Raw genomic sequence first — 23804 nt, 5'->3', positions numbered from 1 at the left:
CCTCGAGAATATTCCCTAGAGAACATATACTCCCTATATTTGGCGGTCCGCGGTGGCGTTTCAATAGCTCGAGGCGTCGGCTGAACGCGACCGGCGCCGTCGCTGGACGTTCGAAAACGGACTCGCGAATGTTCCCCCTGCCGCGGCCGCACGAACCGCAGGTCCCGCCGCGTCAGTACCCGAGTTCCTCGAGCGTCGCCTCGAGGGCCGCACCGTACCGTCCGCCGAAGAGGTGGACGTGGACGAGCAGCGGATACAGCCGGTAGACGTACCGACGGCGGTCGAAGAAGCCCGCGTCGATCCCGCGCCGGTCGCGGTAGCGGTCGAAAAACGGCTCCCCGAACGTTCCGGTCCAGTCGACGTACGCCAGTTCGATCTCGGGGTGGGCGTAGTACGTCGCCGGGTCGAGAAACGCGGTCACCTCGCCGTCCCGCGAGAGGACGTTCGTAGTCCAGACGTCGCCGTGGATCAGCGCGGGGGCCGCGGGTTCGTCGAGCAGCGACTCGAGATCGGACGCGAGCGCCTCGAGCCGCTCGGCGACTGACGACGACAGCGATCCGCTCTCGAGCGCCAACTCGGCGACGTGCTCGAGGCGCTGCTCGCGGTAGAACTCGATCCAGGAATCGGTCCACGGGTTCGGCTGCCGGACGGGGCCGGTGAGGGTGTCGCGCTCGAACCCGAACGCGTCCGCACCGTTCTCGTGCAGCCGAGCGAGGTGGTCTGCCGCGTCCCGCGCGACGGCCGGTCCGTGGTCGGTCGTTCCGTCGACGTACTCGAGGACCAGCAGGTCTGAATCGGCGTGAAGTACATCCGGAACCGGCAGTGCGCTCTCGGCCGCGAGAGTTCGGAGCATGAACGCCTCGACCTCGAGCGGGGTCTCGCCGACCTTCGCGACGACCGCGGGGCCGTCGGCGCGGTCGACGCAGTAGACGGAACCGATCTGACCACCCTCGAGTTCGGTGACGCCGGTGACGTCGGTCTCGAGGGCCCGAGCGACCGCGTCGGCGATCGATTCCGACATCGGACGGTCACTCCTCGCGGACGTACTCGACGAACGCGAAGCCGTCGCGCTCGTCTCGTTCGACCTCGGCCCACGCCTCGCGGTCCCAGTCCGGGAACTGCGTGTCTCCCTCGGGGTCGTCGTGGACCTCGGTGACGATCAGGCGGTCGACCGCCGGCATGAACTGCTCGTAGACGGTTGCGCCGCCGGCGACGAACGCGGTGTCGGTCCCGTCGTGGCGCTCGTCGGCCGCCTCGAGCGCCTCCTCGAGGCTCCCCGCAACCACGGCGTTCTCGGGCGCCTCGAGCGTTCGACTCGTCAGGACGATCGTCGTCCGGCCCGGGAGCGGTTCGCCGAGTGCCTCGAGGATCCCCTCGTAGGTCACCCGGCCCATGATGACCGGGTGGTCCATCGTCGTCTCCTTGAAGTGCTGCAGGTCCTCGGGGAGGTGCCAGGGCATCCCACCGTCGTTCCCGATGACGCCGTTTTCGGCGACGGCGACGATGGCGGCGAGTTCGAGGTCGGTCTCGAGCGCCTCGGTCGGCTCCGCCCGGTCGTCGGTCATGTTACTCGGCGACCCCGAATTTGATGCCGTCGTGGGAGTCGTAGTTTCGAAGCTCGAGATCCTCGGCGGAGAGGTCGTCGATCGAGGCGTCGGCGACCTCGAGCGTCGGCCGCTCGAGCGGCTCGCGGGACAGCTGCTCGAGCAGGCCGGGAACGTGATCGAGGCGTTCGTCGCCGTCGTCCTCGGCGGGGGCTTCGGACTCGAGCCACTCGCGGACCGCGAGGTAGTCCTCGCGCTCGTCAGCGTCGGCGAGGCGGCTCTGGAGCTCCTCGAGGTTGTCGGCGTACCACTCGCCGCGCTCCCCGCGGCCGCAGTAGACGTGGGAGTCGACGACCGTATGCGCGAAGGTCCCCGGTTCGAAGCCGGTCTGCTGGGCGATCACCTTCGTCAGGAGCGCGTACGCGGCGATGTTGAACGGGATCCCGAGCGCGACGTCGCCCGAGCGCTGGGTGAGGTGACAGTTCAGTTGGTCGCCCTGGACGTTGAAGACGAACGAGTAGTGACACGGTGGCAGCGTCGAGACGGCCGCGTTGGCGGGGTGCCAGGCGTTGACGACGAGCCGCCGGGAGTTCGGCGAATCGGAGAGCGTGTCGATCACGTACTGGAGCTGGTCGAACGTTCGGCGGCCGTCCTCCTCCTGGTTGACCCACCGGTGGGCGGCGTCGGGCCAGCTCTCGCCCTCGAGCTGCCCGTCCTCGTCGGGGATCGGATATCGGCGCCAGAACCGACCGTAGGCGGTGTCGAGCCGCCCCTCGTCGTCGGCCCAGGCGTCCCAGATCTTCGTCTCCTCGCGGAGGGTTCGGATGTGCTCCTCACCTGAGAGGTACCAGCAGACCTCGTGCAGCATCGAGTTCCACCGGTAGCCGTCCATCCCTTTCGTCGTGAGCAGCGGGTACCCCTCCTGGAGGTCGACCTCGTAGTGCTCGCTGAACGACGAAATCGTGTCGACGCCGGTCCGGTTGGGCTTGTACGCCCCGCCCGAGAGCACCGAGTCGACGAGATCGAGATACTGTTGCATTATCGCTCCGTTCGAAGCGGCCATACATAGTGGATTCGGACTACCCGAATCGTTTCACTTTCACCCCGGTGACCAAACCCTCTTTGTCGCTGCGTGTCTCTCGACGAGCAATGACCGGTCGCGACGGCGCCCGTCTGCTCGCCCTCCCGCCTTCCGCCGTCCTCGAGCGTCCCCTCGAGACGCTTCGGGACGTCGAGGCGACTCTCGAGCCCGACGTGGTCTGGGTGCTCGGTCCCTCGCGCGAGCCGCAGGCGTTCGCGCGGGTGCGGCGGGTTTTCGACGCGCCGGCGTTTCATCCGCCGCTCGAGACGAGCGGGGATTCCGTTTCTCGACAGCCGATCGCCGACGGCCTCGAGATCGCGACCGTCAAGGGAGCGAGCGCACTTCGTGCGTCCTCTGAGGCGGTCTCGAGTACGCTGTGCGACTCCGACATCGCCGCGCTCGTCTGCGACGACGTCACGACGACGACCCGACCGACGGCCCTCGAGACGACGCTCGAGCACGCGTCCGAACTCGCAGCCGCGCTGCCGGTCGGCCGGACGACGACCCTGCTGACGGGCAGCGTCCCGGCCGGCTACGACGAGTTGTGGCACCTCGAGCGCGAGACGGGCGCGATCCACGCCGTCGACCACGACCCGGAACTCGAGTGCGAACCGGCCGGCGACGACTGCGTCTCGGTCCGAGTACGGGGTGGCGGTCCCACCGAAGGCTACGGCGGATCGGCGTCGTTCGCCGTCCTCGAGTGCGATCCCGACGGCGTCGCGGCGATCGACACCTACGAGGCAACCGACTTCGGACTCGAGGCGGTCTCCGGAATCGGTCCGAAGACGGCCGACCGACTCGCTGAGCAGGGCGTGACGACTCGAGAAGCGCTGCTCGAGACGCCGATCGAGACGCTCACCGCTCTCCCCAACGTCGGTCAGACCCGCGCTCGCAAGATGCACCACCACGCGACCGTCCTCGAGACGGGCGAGCCGCGACGGCTCACCGACGAGTCGCTGCCGGGCGAGAACTGGTCGAAGCCACCGCTGTGTCTCGACATAGAGACCGATGGCCTCTCGCCGACGATCCTCTGGCAGATCGGCGTCTACGACCCCGCGACGGACGTCTACCGCGCGTTCGTCGAGCGCGACGATCCGGCCGATCCGGCGTCGGTGCTCGAGGCGTTCTGCGACTGGCTGCTGGGCGTCCATCCCAACCGGGCGCTGCTCACCTGGAACGGCTGGCGGTTCGACTACCGCCACCTCGGGGCCTTCATCGCGCGCCACCTCCCCTATTACGCCGACGAGTGGGAGTCGATCCCCAAGTTCGACCTCTACCTCTGGGCGGTCGGCGACGAGAACGCGCTCCTCCCCGGCCGGACGAACGAACTCGGGGTCGTCGCCGACGCGCTCGGGTACGAGGACGCGGACACCGCCCTCGACGGTGCACAGACGGCGGCGGCCTACCAGCGGTTCATGCGAACCGGCGACCCGCTCGAGTGGGACCGCCACGAGGCCTACTGCGAGGACGACTGCCGGGCGCTGTGGCACGTCTACGAGCGGTTCCGGGACGCACCGCGAGTGTGCCAGGACGCGAACGGGAGCGAAACCCCACCAGCGGGCTCAAGCGCCGACTCGAACCGGTCCTCGAGCGCGACGGCCGACAGCGAACAGACCGGACTGGGTGATTTCTGAGCATGCGCATCGACGAAACCGAGGACGAGCGAACCGACGGCGACGACATCCCGATCACCGGCGACGAACTGGTCGAGACGTACCCCCGCTACCGGGAGGAGGGCGACGGGTACGTGCTCGAGCTTCCCGGCCGGGCCGCCGCGACGGTCCCGAACGAGGACGTGCTCCGACCCGAACTCTCGGGGCCGCTCGAGAACGCCCTCTACGCCCACCAGGCGGACGCCCTGGCGGCGCTCGAGCGCAACGAGAACGTCTGCGTCGCGACGAGCACCTCCTCGGGGAAGACCCGGGTCTACGCGCTGCAGATCGCCCGAAACTACCTCGAGGCGCGCGCTCGAGACGCGGACGCGACGGCGTACGTGTGCTACCCGACGAAGGCGCTCTCGCGCGACCAGGAGCGAGAGCTGAACGACTTCTTCGACCGGCTCGGACTCGATATCTCGGTGCGCGTCTACGACGGCGACACCGAACCCGGCGAGACGCGCCGGCAGATCCGCGAGGAGGCCGACGTCATCATCTCGAACTTCGCCGGGGTGAACACGTACCTGCACGACCACGACCGCTGGGCCCGATTCTTCGCGGCGTGCGACCTGATCGTGATCGACGAGTCCCACACCTACACCGGCGTCCACGGCATGCACGTCGCCTGGATCGTCCGCCGGCTGAAGCGCGTGCTCGACTACTACGATTCCGACCCGCAGTTCGTCCTCACGAGCGCGACGATCGGCAACCCCGGCGAGCACTCGAGCGCCCTGATCGACGAGCCGGTATCCGTCGTCGACGAGGACGGCTCCCCGACGGGACCGCGGGATCTGGTGCTCTGGAATCCGCCGCCTCAGGCCCGAGATGGAGGCGGGAACGCCGCGGACGTGTCCGCCGAAGCGGACGATATCGAGGCCGACGAACCAGAGGCCGACGAATCCGAAGACGCCATTCTCGAACGCGTCCCGGCCACCGTCGAGGCGCCGAAACTCCTCTCGCACCTGACCTACCACGACGCACAGACGCTGCTGTTTACGCCCTCGAGGAAGCTCGCCGAACTCTCGGTCAAGCGCGCGTCGAAACACCGTCACGATCGGCGTCGGTACTACACGAATCCCGACCGCGGCAGCGCTATCGAACCCTACCACGCCGGTCACTCGCGGCGCAATCGCCACGGGACGGAGCACCAGCTCAAGACGGGCGTCCTCGACGGCGTCGCCTCGACGAACGCCCTCGAACTGGGGATCAACGTCGGCGAGATGGACGCGACGGTTCAGCTCGGCTATCCCGGCCAGCGCCAGTCGTTCTGGCAGCAGATCGGCCGCGCGGGACGGGGGACGAAGCGGGCGCTGTCGGTGCTCGTCGCCGACCACCGAACGCTCGACCAGTACGTCGTGCAGAATCCGGACTACCTGCTCGAGAACGACGTCGAGGACGCGGTCGTCGACGTCGACAACGAGGCCGTCTTCGCCCGACACCTCCGGTGTGCGGCGGACGAACTCGCACTCGGCGAGCGCGACGTCGGCGCGTTCGCCGAGCGCGAGCGACTCGAGCGCGCCGTCGAGATGTGGCGCCGCGCGGGGCAGCTTACGGGATACCTCGAGACGGGCGTCTCCTACGTCGGCCCGCCGCGGCCGCAGGGATCGATCTCGCTGTACGCGACATCGGGCGAGGAGTACGAGGTAGAACTCGCCGACGGCGTCGACGGGGGCCACGACCCGGAGATGGAGCCCCTCGCCGAGGAGCGAGTCCTGCGGGACTTTCACGAGGGCGCGGTCAGGCTTCACCAGGGCCAGCAGTACGAGGTGTGCGAGGTCGACCACGGCTCGCCGCGACCCACGGTGAGGCTCCGGCCGACCGACGTCGACTACTACACGCGGACCCGGACCGACGTGACGATTCTCGATGCCGTCTCTGAGGAGTCCCGCGACGTCGGCGAGTTCACGCTCCACTTCGGACAGGGTCGGGTGCTGGTCTACCACGGCACCTACGACAAGGTCGCCGTCCACGGCGGCGAGAAGAAGGAGCAGGGGATTCCGACCGAGAACCCGCCGCTGTCGATCGAGACCCAGCTCTGCTGGCTCGAGGTGCCCGATCGGGTCGAGACGGCACTCGTCGAGAAGTATCGCAACTTTAGCGTGCCGGAGATGGACGGCGACCTCGCGGAGACGGCCCACCTCGGTTACGCGGGCGGCCTCCACGCCGCCGAGCACGCAACGATCGGCGTCGCTCCGCTCGAGTTGATGGTCGACAAGCGCGACCTCGGCGGGCTCGCGACGCTCTCGATCGATTCGCACCTCGAGCAGGAGGCGACCGCAGACGCCGACGTCGCAGCGGGCGGTGGCGCTCCCCAGAACGTCGCCGCAGCCGAGGCGACCGTCAGGGAGATCGCAAGCGACCTCGAGCGCGACCCGTCCAGCGGCTGGTTCATCTACGACGGGATCGACGGCGGCCTCGGCTTCGCGCGGGCGATCTACGAGAACTTCGAGGCCGTCGCGGCGCGGGCGCGCGACCTGATCACCGACTGTGACTGCGGCCGCGTCGACGGCTGTCCCGCCTGCGTGATGGACGACCAGTGCGGCAACGACAACCAGCCGCTACACCGCGACGCAGCCGTCGACGTGCTGGATCAGCTGCTCGGGAACGAGGATCCGGGGGCGCTCGAGGCGCATCTGCCCGAAAACGAGCACGGCGGCGACCGGCGGCCGCCGCTGTTCTACTCCTGATTCGCGACGACGGCTCGAGGGCGGCTACGGCTCGACGTACTCGACCTCGAGCCGGTCGAAGACGAACGACCAGACGTCCAGTTGCTCCTCGACGACCATCCAGGTGGGCTTGCCGGTCCCGTGGCCGGTGTCGCGGTTGGTCTTGCAGAGGAACGGGCCGCCGTCCGCGACGGCTTGCATGCGGGCGGCCATCTTCCATGCGTGAACCGGGTGGACGCGAGTGTCGCCCTCGGCGGTCTTGAAGAAGACGGCGGGGTACTCGGGGCCGCCCTCTTCCGACGGCTCGAGGTTGTGGTACGGCGAGTACTCCTTGATCCACTCGTATGCTTCCGGATCGTCCGGCGACCCGTACTCGCTCGTCCAGGACGCGCCGAGCAGGAAGGTGTGGAAGCGGAGCATGTCGAGCAGAGGAACGTGACAGCAGACCGCCGTCATCAGGTCCGGCCGCTGGGTTAGCACGGCGCCGACGGTGAGCCCACCGTTGGAGCCACCCTGGATCGCCAGCCGGTCGCTCGAGGTGTAACCCTCGTCGATCAGGTACTCCGCGGCGGCGATCATGTCGTCGAACGTGTTCTGCTTGTGCTCGTGGCGGGCCGCCTCGTGCCACTCCTTCCCGAACTCGCCGCCGCCGCGGAGGTTCGCCTGGGCGTAGACGCCGCCCGAGCGGAGGAACTCGCCGCCGAACTTCTGGAAGCCCGGCGTCAGGCTATTCTCGAAGCCGCCATAGCCGTACAGCAGCGTCGGGTTGTCGCCGTTGCGCTCGAGGTCGTCACGGTGGACGACGAACATCGGAACCTCGGTGCCGTCGGCCGACTCGTACCGGACCTGCTCGACGCTCACGTCGAACTCGAGGGCGACGTTGGGTCGGTCCAGGTCCTCGCGCTCGTCCGTGTCGAGGTCGTAGCGGAACACCGCGGGCGGGTGGTCGAACGACTGGTAGCTGAAGAAGGCCTCGGGCGCGTCGCGGTTGCCGCTCAGCCCGGTCACCGTCCCAGTCCCGGGCAGATCGATCGATCGCAGGTGATCGCCCTCGAGGTCGAACGCCTCGAGTTCGGAGACGGCCGCGCGCTCGTACTGGATCAGCAGGCGATCGTCCGCGACCGTCGCGCCCGTGACGATTCCGTCGCGTTCGGGGACGACCTCGGGCAGCTCGGCGGGGTCGACCTCGCCGACGTCGCCCGAGAGGTCGAGTTCGAGGAACCGGTAGTACGGCGCGTCCAGGTCGGTCCGAACGTACGCCGCGTCGCCGTGAATCAGGGGCGTGTAGAAGTGGTCCGAATCGGTGATGACGGGCGTCAGCTCCGTCTCCCCGACCTCGGCGTACAGCAGGTCGCTTCGCTCCCAGCCGGTTACGAGCGCGACGAGCAGGTGCGTCCCGTCCCGGTCCGTCGAGAGTAGCGGCCACGTGGAGGGTTCGTCGACCTCGTGGACGAGTTCGTCCGCGTCGGGCTCGTCACCGTGCTCGTGGTAGCGGATCTCCTTCTCGAGTTGGGCCTCGCCGGCCAGCCCGGTACGCCCGTAGTAGAACCCGTCGGGCGTCCACGCGAACATGCCCGGATTCACGCGGCCGAGATCGGACAGTTCCTCGACGACGGTTCCGTCGGGAACCTCGATAACGGTCACGTCGTACAGCTCGTTGCCGCCCTCGTCGACGCCGTACGCGAGGCGCTCGCCGTTCGGCGAGACGGTCCACCACCCTATCGCCTTCGTGGCGTCCTTGCTGAACTCGTTGGGGTCGACGAGGACCTCCCGTTCGTCCTCGAGGCTCTCCCGGAGGTACAGGACCGGCTGGTCGTCCTCGGCCGCCTCGACCTCCTGGAAGTAGCCCGTCGGAGCCGCCGTGATCGTCCCGTAGTCGGTCGTCCGCGCGAGCGACTCGAACTGGGGTCGCAACCGCTCGCGGACGTCGACCGACTCGAGGTGCGAATCGGCGTACTCGTTCTGCTGATCGACCCAGTCGTCGACGGCCTCGCCCTCTTTCTCGAGCCAGAGATACGGATCGTCGACGAAATCGCCGTGTCGCTCGTAACTCGTGTTCTCGCGTTTCGTCTGCGGCGGGCCGCCCGGGTTCATGCCAATCGTATTCGATGCTGACACCTTGAACTGACCGGTCGCGGAACCGCCGTCGTCTGCGAGAGCGGTTCGATCGATTACCCTGACTCGGCACCGTCACAGACCGTCCCGTCCCCCTCTACCGCCACCGGGTCGCCCTCGAGACGGTACGTGAACCCGTAGGCAGCGCTTCCGCCGGAGCCGTGGACGACCGCGACCTGTCCCCGACGCTCGGTGCCGTCGCAGTCGACCGGACCGGCACCGTCGGGGAACGCGAACGGTGCGTACGTCGTCTCGAAGGACCGGGTCTCTCCCGGTGGAACGACGAGATCGGTTCTGGACGGAGACAGCGGCCGGTTCTCGCCGGCGCCGACGACGCCGGGTCCTGCCTCGAGCGTCGACCGGTCGAACGAATCGCTCTGCGGGTCGGCCGTCGGGTTCGGCACGTCGCCGTAGATACCGACGAACCCGACGAGCAACGGCGCGTCGGTTTGACTTTCGATCTCGAGTCGGGCTCGACCGTCCGGGAGGGGCTCGACCCCGTTCACGTACGCGTGGACCGGCCCTCCCACCCTCAGTCGAGCCTCTCCGTCGGACGTTTCGGCTGCGACGCGCAACGAATAAGAGAGATACGTCTCCCGTCGTTCCGGGAAGACGACCGGGAATCGAACGGTCGAACCGGGCCGTTCGACCGTCTCGTACTCCTCGTCGGTCCCGAGTTCGGTCAGGACTGCGCGTTCGGCGTCGACGTTCTCGCGGAACTGGACGACCAGTTCCGTCTCCTCGTACCGGTACTCCTCGAACACGTCCTCCGACTCGAGTCGTGTCGCCGTGGACGGAACCAGTTCCATACAGCCGGCCGAGAGGAGGGCACCTCCGGTCGCAATCACCTGAAGGAACGGGCGGCGTTTCATACACGTGACGGCTCGAGGCACCCGTATAGTCGTTTCGCTGACTCGACTGCTCGACCCTGGTCGCGTTCGTGTATAATACGGACTCGGAGAAAGAGCAACGTTTACAGGTTCGTGCGTTCCGCTATCGACCATGACAGAGACGGTGCTCCTGATCGGTGGCGGTGGCCGCGAACACGCCATTGCGCGTGCGCTCGAAGAAAGCGACGCCGACCTCTACGCCTGTGCCGGGAACCGGAACCCGGGCATCGCCCGGATCGCGACCGAGTTCGAGACGCTCGAGACGACAAACCCCAAGGCCGTCGCCGAGTACGCCGAGACGGTCGACGCGACGATCGCCGTCATCGGTCCCGAGGCACCGCTCGAGGCCGGCGTCGCGGACGAACTCGAGGCCGCGGGAATCTACGCCTTCGGCCCGAAGGAAGAGGACGCCCGAATCGAGACGGATAAAGCCTTCCAGCGGCGGTTCATGGCCGAACACGACATTCCCGGCTGTCCGGACTTCGAAACCTTCGACGACATGGAGGCCGCCTGTGACTTCATTGACGAGTACGACGGCGACCTCGCGATCAAGCCCGCGGGGCTGACCGGCGGCAAGGGCGTGAAGGTCATCGGAGATCAGGTGACGGCGGAGGAGGGCAAGGAGTATATCCGCGACTCCGACTACGACCGGATCGTCCTCGAGGAGCGACTGATCGGCGAGGAGTTCACCGTCCAGGCGTTCGTCGCCAACGACGAGGTCCGGACCGCTCCCGCGGTCCAGGACCACAAGCGCGCCTACGAGGGCGACGAGGGACCGAACACCGGGGGCATGGGGAGCTACTCCGACGCCACCTTCGAACTCCCATTTATGACCGAGGAGGACTACGCCGAGGCCGTCTCGATCATCAAGGGGACCGTCGACGCCCTCGAGGACTACCGCGGTATCCTCTACGGCCAGTTCATGCTCACCGCCGAGGGACCGAAGGTCATCGAATTCAACGCCCGGTTCGGTGACCCCGAGGCGATGAACACACTCCCCGTGCTCGAGACCGACTTCCTCGAGATCCTGACCGCCGCGCGGGACGGCGAGCGGCTGCCGGAGCTCGACTTCGCCGAGCAGGCGACGGTCTGCAAGTACGCCGTGCCGGAAGGGTATCCGACGGACCCCGAGGCGGGTGCGAAAGTAGAAGTGGATGAGGAGAGCGCAGGAGACGCGCTGTTGTACTACGCCAGCGTGGACGAGCGGGACGACGGCATCTACACGACCACCTCGCGGTCGTTTGCCGTCGTCGGCCTCGCTGACTCGATCACCGACGCCGAGGAAATCGCGGAGGATGCCCTCGCCGTCGCCGGCGAGGAGGGGCTTCACATGCGCCACGACATCGGGAAACCCGAACTCGTCCAGCAGCGCATCGATCACGTGAACGAGCTTCGCGGCGAGTAGCGGGCTGCGGGCTCAGAGGAGTCGAGCTACGGGGCACTCGCGCTCGAGTCCGGGCGACCGCGGCTCTCGAACGACGGCTTAGTCGTCGCTCGAGTCCGGATCGTCCTGCAGGTCGTCGGGAGAGAACTCGTCGATTCCATCCGACTCGAGGTCGTCCATCGCGATCGACGACCCCTGCCCCTCGGGCTCGATCGCCTCGCTCAGGACGTCCGGATCGCCGATCGCGTCTATTCCGTCGTCTTCGACGGCTGACTGGATCGTCTCCACGTCGACCACTTCGTTGATCCTGTCGGAGTCCGCGGCTGTTTTCAGTGCTCGTCGGACGGCGACGTATCCCACCAGCACGGCTCCACCGGCGGCGATCGCGCCCGGAACGCCGTATCGTTTGTACCCGAACTTCACTGCTTTCTGCCCCACGGTGAGTGCGCCGATCATAGTGGCTACTGTAGTGTCGGCGGTAGCAAGAACCTGCGGCCTTCGTTGGGAAGGGGGCGAACGCGGTCGAACGCGAACTTACGAGGAGGGCGCCTGGATCTCCGTGGCGACGTCGTCGATCGCCTCGAGGAAGAGGTCCGCGCCGAGGTCGATCTCCCGCTCGGTGACGTCGAGCGGCGGGAGTAGTCGAAGCGTCTTGTAGCCACAGCCGAGCGTGAGCAGCCCGCGGTTGAACGCGGCTTCGACGACGGCTTCTCGCCGGTCTTTGCTGTCGAACTCGACGGCGAGCATCAGCCCGCGACCGCGGACGTCGATCATCCCCGGCGCTTCGGACTCCTCGAGTCGATTCCGGAGTTGCTCGCCCCGTTCGCGGACGTTCTCGAGGAGGTTCGCCTCGTGGATGGCGTCGATCGTCAGCACGCCCTGCATCGCGGCCATCATGTCGCCGGCACCCCAGGTCGAGGAGATCCGCCCCGTCTCTTCAGGGAAGACGTCCGACCGGGAGATGGTCGCGCCGACGCGCAGTCCCTTGGCACTGGTGATGACGTCGGGGGTGAGATCGAGGTGGTCGACGCCCCAGAGTTCGCCCGTTCGGCCGAGCCCGGTCTGGATCTCGTCGGCGATGATCTGCAGGTCGTAGCGCTGGCGCAGCTCCTCGAGGTCCCGAGCGAACTCGGAGTGAGCGACGCGGTAGCCGCCTTCGCCCTGGATCGGCTCGAGGATGAGGTAGGCGACCTCCGCGGGATCGATGACGCCGCGCTCGGGGTGGAGCTTGTCGGCGACGACGTTCCCGCCGGCGCCGTCGGTCAGCCAGTCGTTCTCGTAGGCTTCCTGCGTCGAGGGATACGGGACGCTGACGACGCCAGGTACCTCGGGGTAGCCCGTCCGGTGGACGGCCTTCGAGCGGTTGAGCGAGAGCGCACCCAGGGAGCGGCCGTGGAACGCGCCGTCGAAAGTGAACGCCCGGTGGCCGCCGGAGGCGTAACAGATCTTGATGGCGTTCTCGACGGCTTCGGCGCCGGAGTTCGAGAGGAAGACCCGATCCATGTCGTAGTGATCGGTCATCGCGATCAGCCGATCCTGAAGCTGGGTCGGGCCGGGGAACTCGGGATCCTCCGGCGGCCCACCGCCGCTGACGTAGAAGTCCTGGCCGGCGATCTTCAACGGGTCGACGAGGTCGAACTCCTCGAGTTTCTCGCGAACGAGCGGGTTGTTGTAGCCGAGCGGGGCGGCGGCGACGTGGCTCGTGAAATCGAGCAGGACGTTGCCGTCGACGTCCGTACAGAACGGACCGATCGCTTCGGCCTGGGTGTCCCAGACGAACTCGTAGACGTACGTACTCGGGGCGGCGTACTGATGGTGGTACTCGGCCCACCGTTTCGCTCGCTCGCCGGGAATCGTCTCCACCTCTGGTTCGACCGTATCGCGGTCCATGCTGCCCTGTTTGTCTCCATCAATTAAAGATGTCCGACCTGTCCGTCGCGTTTATACTGTCGAACAGAAGTCAGTGAGAGTTCAGGCGACCGATCTTCGAATAGTTCTGTCCGACAGTATTAGATGACGACGAGTAACGTCGCCAGCGCGCCGCCGATCAGTAATAACACGCTGTACGCCGCGACCTGGTTGCGGAAGCTGTGGTTCGAGGATGTCGCCGCCAGCGCCGTCTTGACCAGGATGCTCGAGACCGTCGCCAGCAGGATCGCGATCGTCGCCTCCGGGGCGCCGAGCTGTCCCCCGCGGTAGAGGACGACGGCCGACGTGGTCGCACCCGCACTCGAGACGAAGCCGCTCGCAACCGCGGTCGCGTAGAAGCCGAGCGTCCCGAACCAGGTCTCCGCGAGCGACCCGAACACGAGTACGACGAGGAAGACGGCGCCGAACCCGAGCGCGTTCTTCATCGAGAAGGGGCTCTCGAGCTCCATCGCGCCGGACTCGCTCCAGTCGGCAGTGAGTCCGGCGATGGCGAACGCGACCAGAATGACGGCGCCGAGCGGGATGATGGCCTCGACGAGCACGGCGCTCCCGCTGCCGATCGTGAAGCCGACCGCGATCGCGAGGTTCCGCGCGGCCATCGCCGCGTTCGCCAGCAGGATCGCGGCGACGGCGTACGAGGCGGCCTCCGGTCGCTGGCGGACGTGATCGAGCATGGTCCCGACGACGGCCGTCGAGGAGGCGAGTCCGCCGAAGAAGCCGGTGACGGCGATGCCGCGACCGCCGTACGTCGAGACGATCGCGTAGTTGACGATCCCGATCCCGGCGACCGCGACGACCATCAGCCAGATAACCTGCGGCTCGAGCGGGATCGTCAGGACGCCGAGATCGAGGGTCGTCTCGGCCGGAAGCAGTGGATAGATGACGAACGCGAGGATGGCAAACTCGACCGTCGAGCGCATCTCCTCGCGGGAGAGTCCCCACGCGAACTCGTGGAGTTCGCGCTTCAACACGAGCAGCAGCGACGAGAGGACGGCGACGGTGACGCCCTCGATGATGAATCCCGCGGCGACGAGCGCACCGACGCCGTACGCGACGAGCATCGAGACCGATGTCGTCAGCGAGAGTCCAGCGTCTTCGTCGCCCGTGAGGCCTTGCACGGCGAGCAACACGCCCTGGACGATCACGAGCAGTCCGCCGAGGATCAGCAAACTCTCTCCGACGGCCGTTTCGAGGACGAGAATCGTGAAGACGGCGGCGAGGAGACTGATCAGTGAGAAGGTCCGGATCCCGGCGGACTTCTGTGACCACTCGCGCTCGAGACCCAGGAACATCCCGAGCGCACCGGCGAGCGCGATCCGAACGACGGTTTCGTCGAGCGGCCCCTCTGCGACCTGCAACGTGACCTCGTACACTCCATGTAATTCATTGTGGATATATATAAACGACGTGCCGGCCGGCGAGCGGAATCGGCATCGAAGGCAGCCACCAGCGACTTCACGTGATCCGCCTCGAACGTGACGTCATACGGACTGTTGTAAGCCATTGCCGGCGAAACCGAGACGGGTCTGCGGTTTCACCGGTAAATCGTTACAACAGACCGTATCAGGTTCCGCCGGACCGATCGCTCGCTCCCTGCCGGAGTCGCGAACCATCCCGGGGACAGTACTCGTACTCCGGGGTCGCCGTTTCAAAGCCGCAGCGCTGACAATGTCGGCGCTCGGGTTCGGGTCGCGCTGACCCACCCCGGCCCAGGAAGAGAAACGGAACGAACGGCAGGAACACGAAGAGCAGGAGTGTCTCGAGGTAGACCCAGGCAGCGACGCTCACCACGAGCCCGGCAGCCAGCCCGACGAGCGCCGAAACCGACCGTGTAGAGACCACCCCTTACAGATCGACGTACTGGGCTTCCCACTCTCTACGCGCCTCGAGTTCCCGGCGGCCGCGACGAGTCAGCGTGTAGAAGTTGGTTCGCCGGTCTCGGCTCCCCTTCTCGACGAGGCCCTTATCCACGAGCGTATCGAGGTTCGGATAGAGGCGGCCGTGGTGGATCTCCTTCTCGTAGTACTGTTCGAGTTCCTCCTTGATCGCCAGTCCGTGGGGCTCCTCCTCGCCAGCGATGACGTAGAGCAGATCACGCTGGAATCCTGTCAGGTCGTACATTGGGAAAGTACCACCTGTTCTTACTGTCGAATTTTAATAAGGCTATCGGGTTGTTTCGACCGAAACAGGGATATTACCATCGAAGATAGCTATTTCGGCCAGTTTCAAATGGTAACAACGGTGATGAATCGGCCGTCGGTGTATACATAACTCCAGATTCATGTTTACAGTTCGTCTCGTTCGCGCCGGTATTCGTACCACTGTTGTGTGACGTTAGTCGGAACTCTGTGAACGAGTCGCTAATCGCTCGAACGTGAATCAGCAACAGGAAACAGGAAAGCGAGTCGTGCGACGGAAAAATGTCGCACGACCGCTTGCCGCCCTGAATTGGTCCCCGCTGACGCTTCGGCCCTCCAAGCGAAGCGTCACTTGAAAGATTTCGCTCCCCATACTTAAATGTGTCGCAACCGGCTGACCTGATGATACGTCGCGCCGGACTGAGAGTCACTCAGATGTGCTCTTCCTCGAGCACCCAGCCGAGTGCACGTTTATAATAAGTGAACATCTCTTTGACACCGTCGTGTCGCATCTCCTCGCTCTCGAGTTGCTCCTCGAGGAACTCGTACTGCTCGCGGATTTCCTCCTCGTCGCGCATACTCGCCACTACCTCGGTGACACGCAAAAAAGCTCGCCGTGATCGATTGCTAGTGGGTCATTAGCACACCCTCGTTCGACTCGTGATCACCACTCGAGTTCGTTTCACGGGTAAGTGACATCTTTCGTTTTTATAAAAGGCCCCTTGCGACCGGCTCGCAAGGAGTGTCTGCGATGGCGCGACCTCGAGTTCGCCGACCTGCCCGATTCGATCTCGGCGCGACAGCGACGACTCTCGCTCTCGGTTCGACGAAAAAACGAGTGGGACACGTCGGCAACGTTGATTCGAAGTCGATTCGGGTGTGGCCGGCCGATCAGATACCGTCGTCGTCCTCCTCCTCGTCGTCCATCATCTCGTCGTCTTCTTCGTCGTCCATCATCTCGTCGTCTTCTTCGCCGAGCGTCAGCGTAACCTCTTCGTCGTCGCCGTCGATCTCGACGTCCTCTTCGGCTTCTTCGCCCTCGTGTTCGGCGGTCACGGTGTAGTCGCCGTCCTCGAGGTCCTCGAACTCGACTTCGCCGTCCTCGTCGGTTTCGTCTTCCCAATCGTCCTCTTCGTCGTCTTCCATCTCGTCGTCATCTTCGCCCATTTCGTCGTCGTCTTCACCCATTTCGTCGTCGTCTTCCATCTCGTCGTCGTCTTCGCCCATCTCCTCGTCATCTTCGCCCATCTCTTCATCATCTTCACCCATTTCGTCGTCTTCACCCATCTCCTCGTCGTCTTCCATCTCGTCGTCATCGTCCATCTCGTCGTCATCGTCCAGCATGTCCGCTTCCTCGAGGGTGACGGTCGCGCCCTCGGCGGGTTCGCCTTCCTCGTCTTCGACAGTTACCGTCAGCGTGTAGGTTTCGTCCTCGTCGTCTCCGTTCATCTCGTCGTCTTCTTCGTCGTCCATCATCTCGTCGTCTTCTTCGTCGTCCATCATCTCGTCGTCTTCTTCGTCGTCACCGGGGCCCTCGTCGGCACAGCCAGCGAGAACGAGTGCACTTGCGGTACCTGCTGCGGCAACGAACTTTCGTCGGTTGAGTTCTGGGCGGGACATATCTCCAGGTAGAACGCTCACATTGGTTTCGATGTGGCCTGCACCTGCCGTACGTTAATGACCTATTGAAAAGTAGACAAAATCCCATGACCCTCATCAGACTCGTATCGTTCGCCGAGTGAGAACGTCACGGAACGGGAATCGATCCGCGGAACGCTCGTCTCAGTGAACGGTGGATCGACAACAGACTGTTGATCGACGACATCCGTACTGCGCGAGCGAGCACGACACAGCGGGGAGTCTTCTCGGGCGACGGTCGTACGGAGATGACAACATAGTTGAACACCTAGCACGACGTTAGCGCCGTGAAACGACGGATCGCAGTCGGATTCACGTTCGCCGTTCTCCTCCTCGTGGTCCTGATAAGTGCCGTCGGCGGCCAGGACTTGCTTGCGGAACTCTCACAGGCGGATTACCGTATCCTCACACTCGGCGTTCTCTCCGGACTCCTCGCGCTAACGTTTCGCGGACTGGTCTGGGAGCAGTTTCTCTCGTTGATCGATGACGGCCTCTCCCGCGCCCAGATCGCGGGACTGTTTCTGACCGCGATGTTCGTCAAGTACGTCACGCCGTACGGCCAAATCGCGACGGAGCCGTTCGTCGCCTACCTGGTCTCTCGGGAGGAGGAGATGGCCTACGAGGACGGACTCGCAAGCGTTCTCTCCGCGGACCTCCTGAACTACGTTCCCTACTACACGTTCGGCTTCGCCGCGCTCGGGCTGATCGTCGCCGACGACGCGCTCGGTGATGGTCTGATCAACCAGTTCGTGGCCTTCGGCGTGCTGTTTCTGGTTATCGCCACCGTCGTCGTCCTCGTCGTGCGGCGACCCGAACTCGTCTACTCACTCGTGATCGGCGCGACGAGCGTCGTTCGCCGTCTCGTGGGACGGTTTACCACCCGGTTCGACGATCGTCTCGCCGCGGAATCCGTTCGGAGCCGTCTCGAGGGGTTCTACACCACCGTCGATACGATCACGGCCGATAGACGAACGGTAGTCGTCGCGGCCGCGTACGCTCACCTCGGGATGGTCTTTCTCATGCTCCCGGTGTATATCGGAGCGACGTCGCTCGGCTACCAGCTCCCGCTTTCGGTCGTCGCCCTCGCCGTCGCGTTCGGAAAGCTCGGCTCGGTCGTCCCCGCACCGGGCGGCACCGGCGGCGTCGAGGCGATGGTTACGGCCGTCCTCACGACCCTCGGGGGTCTCAGCCCGGCAGCCGCCCTGACCGTCGCACTCATCTACCGCGCCTGTACGTACTGGCTCACGATCGGTATCGGCGGGGCGGCCGGCGGTGTCCTGTTGCTCCGCGAGCAGTAGCGCGGGTCGATGGGTCTTTTGGGCGTTCCGACCGTAGCGTCGCACATGAAGATCCGGGGCGAGCGCGAGTGTCAGGACTGTGGGACGCGCTGGTCGTACTACGAGACCGGCAGCGTCGGCTGTCCGGCCTGTGGCAGTCTCCGCAGCGTTGGGCTCGACGACCGAACCGAACACACCGACCTCTCGGTCGAATTCGATCTTACAGAGGTACGAAACGCCATCGACGACGTCTCGACCGACGACCTCGCGAATCGTGCGCGCGAGCACGCGAAAGAGTACGTTCGCCGTCGCGGTTTCATCAGCGCCGGCGACCTCCGAGAGCTCGACGACACCTACCTGGCGGCGACCGAACTGCTTCACGTCGCCGACGTCGTCGGCCGCGAGATCCACCTCGAGGAGCGCGAGGAACTGTACTTCCTCTCGCTGTTGCGCGGCGCCGACGAGGGCGAACGGCCGTCGATCGCCGAGGTTCCGCCGACGCTCCAGGGCGCTCGCGGACTCGCGTACGCGAACGCAGTTCGCGAGTACCGCCGGGACGTCAGGACCTGGGTCGAGGACCGAGAGCTGACGCCGGCCGAACGCGGTGCCGTAGAGACCCTCGGCGAACACGTCAAGCGCGTCCGGATGCTCGACGGAGACGTCGAGTCGCGGACGGCCGAGCGGCTGGTCGAGGCGACCCGCGATCTCGCAAACGGGCTTCGCGGCGACGACCTCGCGTTCACGCAGGCGCAGGATCGACTCGAGGGCCTCGAGTTCGGCGTCGAGTAAGGAGAACGAGGACGAACTATGGAAGGTCGACGTCGACGTCTTCCTGCTGGCTCGCGGCTTTGACCGTATTGTAGAGCAACATCGCGCGGGTCATCGGGCCGACGCCGCCGGGGACCGGCGTGATCGCGCTCGCCCGCTCCTTCGCGCTCTCGAACTCGACGTCGCCGACGAGTTCGTACCCTTTCTCGGTGTCGGCGTCCACGCGATTGACGCCGACGTCGATCACGACCGCACCCTCGCCGATCATCGAGCCGTCGATCAGTTCGGGAGCGCCCGCGGCCGCGACGACGATATCTGCCCGCCGGGTCTTTTCGGCGAGATCCTCCGTCCGGGAGTGACAGACGGTGACCGTCGCGTTGCCGTCGTCGGCCTTCTGGATCAGCAGGTTCGCCAGCGGCTTGCCGACGATATCCGAACGGCCGACGATCGTGACGTCCGCGCCCTCGAGTTCGACCCCGGCGGACTCGAGCAGCTTCTGGACGCCGTGGGGGGTACACGGTCGGAACCGGGCGTCGCCGGCGACGAGTCGCCCGACGTTCTCGGGGTGGAAGCCGTCGACGTCCTTGCGGGGATCGACCCGGCGGATCACGTTGCGGTAGTCGACGTGGTCCGGAACGGGTGCCTGGACGATGTAGCCGTGGACGTCCGGATCCTCGTTGAGGTCGGCGATCGCGTCGTACAGCTCCTCGGGCGGGGCGTCGCCGTCGACGTCGACGTGGATGCTCTCGATCCCGACCTCCTCGCAGTCGCGTTGCTTCATGTTGACGTAGGTCTGGCTCGCGGGATCGTCACCCATCAACACCGTCGCCAGACCTGGCCGTGCGCCGGCGTCGGCCAGCGTCTCGATCGCGTCGGTCAGGTCGTCACGGATCTCGCTCGCGACGGCCTTGCCGTCGATGATCTCGGTCATCACTCGAGTGGGCGGCTGCGAGGCTAATTAACCCTCGGATCCGTGCCTATATACCCTCCTAGAGACTACAAAGTGTGCACGTTCGTGCAGTGGTAGTGTGTTCACCGTTCCACCCGATGACCCTCGAATTCAGCGTGGAAGCCGCTGATCCGTCTGGCGGACGAATCGGTACGGGAACGACGACAAACCCGAACTGTTTACGGCTCCGGGATGCCATTCTGCTCGTATGAATTCCTCGACGCTCAGGGACGTCCTCGAACGCTCCGGTCTCACACAGTACGAGGCCGACGCGTACCTGACGCTCGTCGAGCGCGGCTCCGCAACCGCCGTCGAAATCGCCGAGCGGTCCGACGTCCCGCAGGCGCGCATTTACGACATCCTCCGAGAGCTCGAGTCACGCGACTACGTCGAGCTCTACCAGGAAGGCACGCTCCGCGCGGAGGCGAGCGATCCTTCGGACGTCGTCGACGAAATCACCGAACAGGCGAAACTCATGACCGCGGCCGCCGATGAACTCGAGGAGCGCTGGCAGGAACCGAACGACCACGACCGTACCGTCGGCGTCGTCACGCGGTTCCGGACGGTTCTCGATCATGCCCGCGAAGCCATCGAGAGTGCCGAGTACGAGGTGGAGATCGCGACGCCGCTCGAACAGTACGAGCAGCTCCGCGACGTCCTCACAGCGGCGTTCGAACGTGGCGTCGTCGTGAAAGTGACGATTACGCCGGCGTCGTCGAACGCCTCCATCGACGATCTGGAAGAACACTTTGCAGGTACCACGACCGAAGTCAGGCACTGTCGACTCCCGACGCCCTTTCTCGTTCTCGCCGACCGGTCCGAGGTCTGTTTCGCACCCATGGAACGGCGTCCCAATGGACGCGAGTACGGCGTTCTCGTCGACGACTACTCCCTTTCGCAGATCTTCGACTGGTACTACCAGACGGCCATCTGGGAATCCTGGGAGGTGCTGTACTCCGCCCGCGAGGAAGGGTGGCCGGCGACGTACACCGATATGCGGAGCTGTCTCGTCGACATCGCGCCTCACGTCGACGCCGGTCGCGACGTCCGCGTGTACGTCGAGGGACGGGACCGGACGACCGGGTCGACCGTGACGCTCGCCGGCCGCGCTACCGACGTCACGTCCATCGATGTCGAGGATGGTCCGTCGCTCGCCGCCTTCGCACAGGAGGCCAACTTCGTGCTCGAGACCGACGACGACCGCTACGAGATCGGCGGTTGGGGCGCGCTGCTCGAGGACGTCGAGGCCTACCGAATCGTCGTCGAAGACGTTCGCGAGAACTGAACGACCGAGGATCGCCTGCGGTCGTCTTGTTACCCCGGTACTCGATTGTCGACACTCGACCGTCGTGACTTCGATGCGTCTCGTCGCTTCGTCGAAGTCCGGTTACCTTCACCGACTCGTTCCCGTCTCCGAAACCTCCCACTCGGCGGTGTCGCGCTCCCCCGTGACCGCGACATCGTACTCCGGCGCGGCGTCCCGGTACTCGGGCTCGTCCGCCGCCTCGATCAACTGCTCCGCCTGTCGTTCGTGTCCCTGGCGAGCGACCTCGAGCGCAGCCTCGCCGACGTCCACGCCGACTGCCTCGAGTCGGGGCGCGATCTCGCTCGTCCAGAACCCCTCCTCGAGGAGACAGAGAACCCGACTCTCGACGGCAAGCGGCGGATGCGCCGAGACGATGTCGTCCGGACCGACGACGTCGTGACGCTCGATCCCCTCGAGGATCCCGGCGACGTCCGACGCTAATTCCTCAGCGTCGGCGTCGATGTCGGCAAGGGCCGACTCGAGCAGGTCGGCGTCGATCGGCGCGGAGACCGTCTCTGGCCGCGGCGTCGGATCGCCGCCTCCCTCGCGCGCTATGGTCTCCTCCGCGACGGGGTCGCTGTCCTCGGCGACGTCCGGCAACGGGTCCGCTGCGAACGGCTCCCCGTCGCTGAACCGGACCGGAACGAACCCGATCGTCTCGTCGATCGTGATGACGTCGAACAGGAGCGCCCGGTTCTCGTCGTACGTGGAGAGATCGAGACCGAAGCCGTCTGGCGGGTCGGCCTCGAGGAGCGTGTCTGGTACAGGCGCGACGACGGCTTCGTCTTCCTCGCGAAGCTGGCGCGCGTACGGGGCCTCACCCGTCGCCTCCTCGTCGATCGCGCTGACGACGAGCATCGGCAGTTCCTCGCGCTCGTCGTCGACGGTCCAGTCGATCGGATCCCCGGGAGTCGCTCGCATTCGGTCGGCGAGCGCCGAGACGTCGATCGCGAGCGCCGATGCCGTCGTCTCGTCGGTTTCTCTAAGCTCGTGTAATCGATCGTCGTCCATCGTCGTGCCGGTCGGACGCTTCGACATGGGCGATCGTACAGCGAGCGATCAGATAAGGCGGGTGCCAGCGACTGACAGGCTTGGCGAGCGCGAGCAAAAAACGGTCGGAGAGACTCCCTACTCGTAGAGTGGGTTCTCGTCGCAGAGTTCCGAGACCTCGTCGCGAACCTCGGCGATGACGTCCTCGTCGTCGGGTGCGTCGACGACGCGGGCAATCAGGTCGGCGACGGTGCGACAGTCGTCCTCGTCGAAGCCGCGCGTCGTCAGCGCCGGGGTGCCGGCGCGGATGCCGGACGGGTCGAACGGCGAGCGGGTCTCGCCGGGGACCGTGTTCCCGTTGAGGACGATGCCGGCCTCCTCGAGGGCCTCCTCGGCGTCGCCGCCGCTGGTGTCCGGATGACTGTCGCGGAGGTCCACGAGCACGAGGTGGTTGTCGGTGCCGCCCGAAACCAGCGAGAAGCCGTGTTCGGAGAGCTGGTCGCCCAGGGCCTTCGCGTTCGCGACGGTCTGGGAGGCGTACGCTTCGAACTCCGGCTGGAGCGCCTCCTCGAAGCCGACGGCCTTGCCGGCGACGTTGTGCATGAGGGGACCGCCCTGACCGCCGGGGAAGACGGCCGCGTCGATATCGTCGGCGTGTTCCTCGTCACACATGACGATGCCGCCGCGTCCGGCCCGAATGGTCTTGTGTGTGCTCCCGGTGACGAAGTCGGCGACGCCGACCGGCGACTCGTGAGCGCCGGCGGCGACGAGCCCCGTGATGTGGGCGATGTCCGCGAGGTGGAGCGCACCGACGTCGTCGGCTGCCTCCTGGATACGTTCCCACTCGACCTCACGCGGATACGCCGAGTAGCCCGAGACGATGATATCGGGTTCGAACTCGGCGGCCTGCTCGGCGAGTCCCTCGTAGTCGAGGTAGCCCGTCTCGGGGTCGACCTCGTACTGTTCGACCTCGTACAGCTGTCCGACGAAGTTCGCGGGGTGGCCGTGGCTCAGGTGTCCGCCGTGGGTCAGATCGAGCGAGAGGATCTTGTCGCCGGGCTCGAGCATCGCGAAGTAGACGGCCTGGTTGGCTTGCGTGCCCGAGTGGGGCTGGACGTTGACGTGCTCGGCGCCGAACAGCTCCGTCGCGCGGTCGATCGCGAACTGTTCGACCTCGTCGGCGTGCTCACAGCCACCGTAGTACCGGGCGCCGGGGTAGCCCTCGGCGTACTTGTTCGTCAGCACGCTTCCCTGGGCGTCGACGACGGCGCGACTGACGTGGTTCTCGCTGGCGATCATCTGGAGCGAGTCTCGCTGACGGTCGACCTCCGCTTCGAGAGCATCGGCGACGGCGGGATCGACCTCCCGGACGTGCTCGTGTTCCATGTCTGGTGTGCGGTCTGGTGAGCGTATAAGTGTACCCGTCTTCGGCAAGTCGAGCCAGTATACGCACGGTCCGTTCCTCGAGAACCGA

The 23804-nt window shown here is 65.9% G+C and carries 21 protein-coding genes; 6 read left to right on the top strand and 15 right to left on the bottom strand.

The genetic code is table 11. The annotated features are described in order from the left end of the window. Positions 1-172: 172 nt before the first annotated feature. From CV102_RS21335 to thyA, 3 genes are read right to left on the bottom strand one after another with little or no spacing between them, the layout of a single operon-like run. The gene (locus tag CV102_RS21335; protein WP_148860047.1) at positions 173-1021 is read right to left on the bottom strand and encodes a fructosamine kinase family protein; all 849 of its coding nucleotides are present in this window, start codon (positions 1019-1021) and stop codon (positions 173-175) included. Positions 1022-1028: 7 nt separating this feature from the next. Then, positions 1029-1565, bottom strand: coding sequence for a dihydrofolate reductase (locus CV102_RS21330; RefSeq protein WP_148860046.1), 537 nt, complete (start codon positions 1563-1565; stop codon positions 1029-1031). A 1-nt stretch (position 1566) separates the two neighbouring features. After that, positions 1567-2583 (bottom strand): thymidylate synthase, encoded by a 1017-nt coding sequence (gene thyA, locus CV102_RS21325; RefSeq protein ID WP_148860045.1) that lies wholly within the window; start codon positions 2581-2583, stop codon positions 1567-1569. Between the two features lie 110 nt (positions 2584-2693). On the opposite strand from thyA, the gene CV102_RS21320 reads away from it, so the two are divergent. Both CV102_RS21320 and CV102_RS21315 read left to right on the top strand, forming a co-directional pair. Further along, positions 2694-4259 (top strand): ribonuclease H-like domain-containing protein, encoded by a 1566-nt coding sequence (locus CV102_RS21320; protein WP_148860044.1) that lies wholly within the window; start codon positions 2694-2696, stop codon positions 4257-4259. Between the two features lie 2 nt (positions 4260-4261). After that, complete coding sequence (locus CV102_RS21315; protein ID WP_148860043.1) at positions 4262-6967, top strand: DEAD/DEAH box helicase; 2706 nt, start codon at positions 4262-4264, stop codon at positions 6965-6967. A gap of 24 nt (positions 6968-6991) precedes the next feature. Here CV102_RS21315 and CV102_RS21310 read toward each other — a convergent pair whose 3' ends face one another. Together CV102_RS21310 and CV102_RS21305 are read right to left on the bottom strand one after the other, a co-directional pair. Then, positions 6992-9040, bottom strand: a complete 2049-nt coding sequence (locus CV102_RS21310) for a prolyl oligopeptidase family serine peptidase (RefSeq protein ID WP_148860042.1) — start codon at positions 9038-9040, stop codon at positions 6992-6994. Positions 9041-9117: 77 nt separating this feature from the next. Further along, positions 9118-9933 (bottom strand): hypothetical protein, encoded by an 816-nt coding sequence (locus CV102_RS21305; RefSeq protein ID WP_148860041.1) that lies wholly within the window; start codon positions 9931-9933, stop codon positions 9118-9120. A 130-nt stretch (positions 9934-10063) separates the two neighbouring features. Here CV102_RS21305 and purD point away from each other — a divergent pair, with 130 nt between their 5' ends. Beyond that, positions 10064-11356, top strand: a complete 1293-nt coding sequence (purD, locus tag CV102_RS21300) for a phosphoribosylamine--glycine ligase (protein WP_148860040.1) — start codon at positions 10064-10066, stop codon at positions 11354-11356. A gap of 78 nt (positions 11357-11434) precedes the next feature. Here the strand turns inward: purD and CV102_RS21295 are convergent, their stop codons facing one another. The 7 genes from CV102_RS21295 to CV102_RS21270 all read right to left on the bottom strand — a co-directional run bounded on the left by CV102_RS21295 (position 11435) and on the right by CV102_RS21270 (position 17022). After that, positions 11435-11791 (bottom strand): hypothetical protein, encoded by a 357-nt coding sequence (locus tag CV102_RS21295; RefSeq protein ID WP_148860039.1) that lies wholly within the window; start codon positions 11789-11791, stop codon positions 11435-11437. Positions 11792-11869: 78 nt separating this feature from the next. Next, positions 11870-13225: an aminotransferase class III-fold pyridoxal phosphate-dependent enzyme gene (locus CV102_RS21290; protein WP_148860038.1), complete on the bottom strand. Its 1356-nt coding sequence runs from the start codon at positions 13223-13225 to the stop codon at positions 11870-11872. A 119-nt stretch (positions 13226-13344) separates the two neighbouring features. Next, positions 13345-14637, bottom strand: coding sequence for an MgtC/SapB family protein (locus CV102_RS21285; protein WP_148860037.1), 1293 nt, complete (start codon positions 14635-14637; stop codon positions 13345-13347). Positions 14638-14827: 190 nt separating this feature from the next. Then, complete coding sequence (locus tag CV102_RS21280) at positions 14828-15106, bottom strand: hypothetical protein (RefSeq protein WP_148860036.1); 279 nt, start codon at positions 15104-15106, stop codon at positions 14828-14830. Between the two features lie 3 nt (positions 15107-15109). After that, positions 15110-15385: a PadR family transcriptional regulator gene (locus tag CV102_RS21275; RefSeq protein WP_148860035.1), complete on the bottom strand. Its 276-nt coding sequence runs from the start codon at positions 15383-15385 to the stop codon at positions 15110-15112. Between the two features lie 448 nt (positions 15386-15833). Continuing rightward, positions 15834-15980: a hypothetical protein gene (locus CV102_RS26215; RefSeq protein ID WP_187433066.1), complete on the bottom strand. Its 147-nt coding sequence runs from the start codon at positions 15978-15980 to the stop codon at positions 15834-15836. Between the two features lie 313 nt (positions 15981-16293). After that, positions 16294-17022, bottom strand: coding sequence for a hypothetical protein (locus CV102_RS21270; RefSeq protein WP_148860034.1), 729 nt, complete (start codon positions 17020-17022; stop codon positions 16294-16296). Positions 17023-17327: 305 nt separating this feature from the next. Here CV102_RS21270 and CV102_RS21265 point away from each other — a divergent pair, with 305 nt between their 5' ends. After that, positions 17328-18338: a lysylphosphatidylglycerol synthase transmembrane domain-containing protein gene (locus tag CV102_RS21265; protein ID WP_148860033.1), complete on the top strand. Its 1011-nt coding sequence runs from the start codon at positions 17328-17330 to the stop codon at positions 18336-18338. Positions 18339-18383: 45 nt separating this feature from the next. Next, positions 18384-19106: a DUF7117 family protein gene (locus CV102_RS21260; protein ID WP_148860032.1), complete on the top strand. Its 723-nt coding sequence runs from the start codon at positions 18384-18386 to the stop codon at positions 19104-19106. Between the two features lie 16 nt (positions 19107-19122). Here the strand turns inward: CV102_RS21260 and folD are convergent, their stop codons facing one another. After that, entirely contained in the window at positions 19123-20016 is an 894-nt protein-coding gene (gene folD / locus CV102_RS21255) for a bifunctional methylenetetrahydrofolate dehydrogenase/methenyltetrahydrofolate cyclohydrolase FolD (RefSeq protein ID WP_148860031.1), read from the bottom strand. Positions 20017-20242: 226 nt separating this feature from the next. On the opposite strand from folD, the gene CV102_RS21250 reads away from it, so the two are divergent. After that, positions 20243-21319 (top strand): TrmB family transcriptional regulator, encoded by a 1077-nt coding sequence (locus CV102_RS21250; RefSeq protein ID WP_148860030.1) that lies wholly within the window; start codon positions 20243-20245, stop codon positions 21317-21319. A 108-nt stretch (positions 21320-21427) separates the two neighbouring features. On the opposite strand, the gene CV102_RS21245 is transcribed toward CV102_RS21250, so the two are convergent. Continuing rightward, entirely contained in the window at positions 21428-22378 is a 951-nt protein-coding gene (locus tag CV102_RS21245; RefSeq protein WP_148860029.1) for a hypothetical protein, read from the bottom strand. 90 nt (positions 22379-22468) lie between these two features. Next, positions 22469-23716: a serine hydroxymethyltransferase gene (gene glyA / locus CV102_RS21240; RefSeq protein WP_148860028.1), complete on the bottom strand. Its 1248-nt coding sequence runs from the start codon at positions 23714-23716 to the stop codon at positions 22469-22471. Positions 23717-23804: the final 88 nt, after the last annotated feature.

The sequence above is a fragment of the Natronococcus pandeyae genome, from assembly GCF_008122205.1.
GTDB lineage: Archaea > Halobacteriota > Halobacteria > Halobacteriales > Natrialbaceae > Natronococcus > Natronococcus pandeyae.
Note: the sequence above shows the minus strand (reverse complement) of the source record. Positions and strands in the feature narration are given on the sequence as shown.

Coding starts and splice junctions, on each gene's coding strand:
- CV102_RS21335 (WP_148860047.1), bottom strand. CDS start 1,021: ATGTCGGAATCGATCGCCGACGCGGTCGCTCGGGCCCTCGAGACCGAC.
- CV102_RS21330 (WP_148860046.1), bottom strand. CDS start 1,565: ATGACCGACGACCGGGCGGAGCCGACCGAGGCGCTCGAGACCGACCTC.
- thyA (WP_148860045.1), bottom strand. CDS start 2,583: ATGCAACAGTATCTCGATCTCGTCGACTCGGTGCTCTCGGGCGGGGCG.
- CV102_RS21320 (WP_148860044.1), top strand. CDS start 2,694: ATGACCGGTCGCGACGGCGCCCGTCTGCTCGCCCTCCCGCCTTCCGCC.
- CV102_RS21315 (WP_148860043.1), top strand. CDS start 4,262: ATGCGCATCGACGAAACCGAGGACGAGCGAACCGACGGCGACGACATC.
- CV102_RS21310 (WP_148860042.1), bottom strand. CDS start 9,040: ATGAACCCGGGCGGCCCGCCGCAGACGAAACGCGAGAACACGAGTTAC.
- CV102_RS21305 (WP_148860041.1), bottom strand. CDS start 9,933: ATGAAACGCCGCCCGTTCCTTCAGGTGATTGCGACCGGAGGTGCCCTC.
- purD (WP_148860040.1), top strand. CDS start 10,064: ATGACAGAGACGGTGCTCCTGATCGGTGGCGGTGGCCGCGAACACGCC.
- CV102_RS21295 (WP_148860039.1), bottom strand. CDS start 11,791: ATGATCGGCGCACTCACCGTGGGGCAGAAAGCAGTGAAGTTCGGGTAC.
- CV102_RS21290 (WP_148860038.1), bottom strand. CDS start 13,225: ATGGACCGCGATACGGTCGAACCAGAGGTGGAGACGATTCCCGGCGAG.
- CV102_RS21275 (WP_148860035.1), bottom strand. CDS start 15,385: ATGTACGACCTGACAGGATTCCAGCGTGATCTGCTCTACGTCATCGCT.
- CV102_RS26215 (WP_187433066.1), bottom strand. CDS start 15,980: ATGCGCGACGAGGAGGAAATCCGCGAGCAGTACGAGTTCCTCGAGGAG.
- CV102_RS21270 (WP_148860034.1), bottom strand. CDS start 17,022: ATGTCCCGCCCAGAACTCAACCGACGAAAGTTCGTTGCCGCAGCAGGT.
- CV102_RS21260 (WP_148860032.1), top strand. CDS start 18,384: ATGAAGATCCGGGGCGAGCGCGAGTGTCAGGACTGTGGGACGCGCTGG.
- folD (WP_148860031.1), bottom strand. CDS start 20,016: ATGACCGAGATCATCGACGGCAAGGCCGTCGCGAGCGAGATCCGTGAC.
- CV102_RS21250 (WP_148860030.1), top strand. CDS start 20,243: ATGAATTCCTCGACGCTCAGGGACGTCCTCGAACGCTCCGGTCTCACA.
- CV102_RS21245 (WP_148860029.1), bottom strand. CDS start 22,378: ATGTCGAAGCGTCCGACCGGCACGACGATGGACGACGATCGATTACAC.
- glyA (WP_148860028.1), bottom strand. CDS start 23,716: ATGGAACACGAGCACGTCCGGGAGGTCGATCCCGCCGTCGCCGATGCT.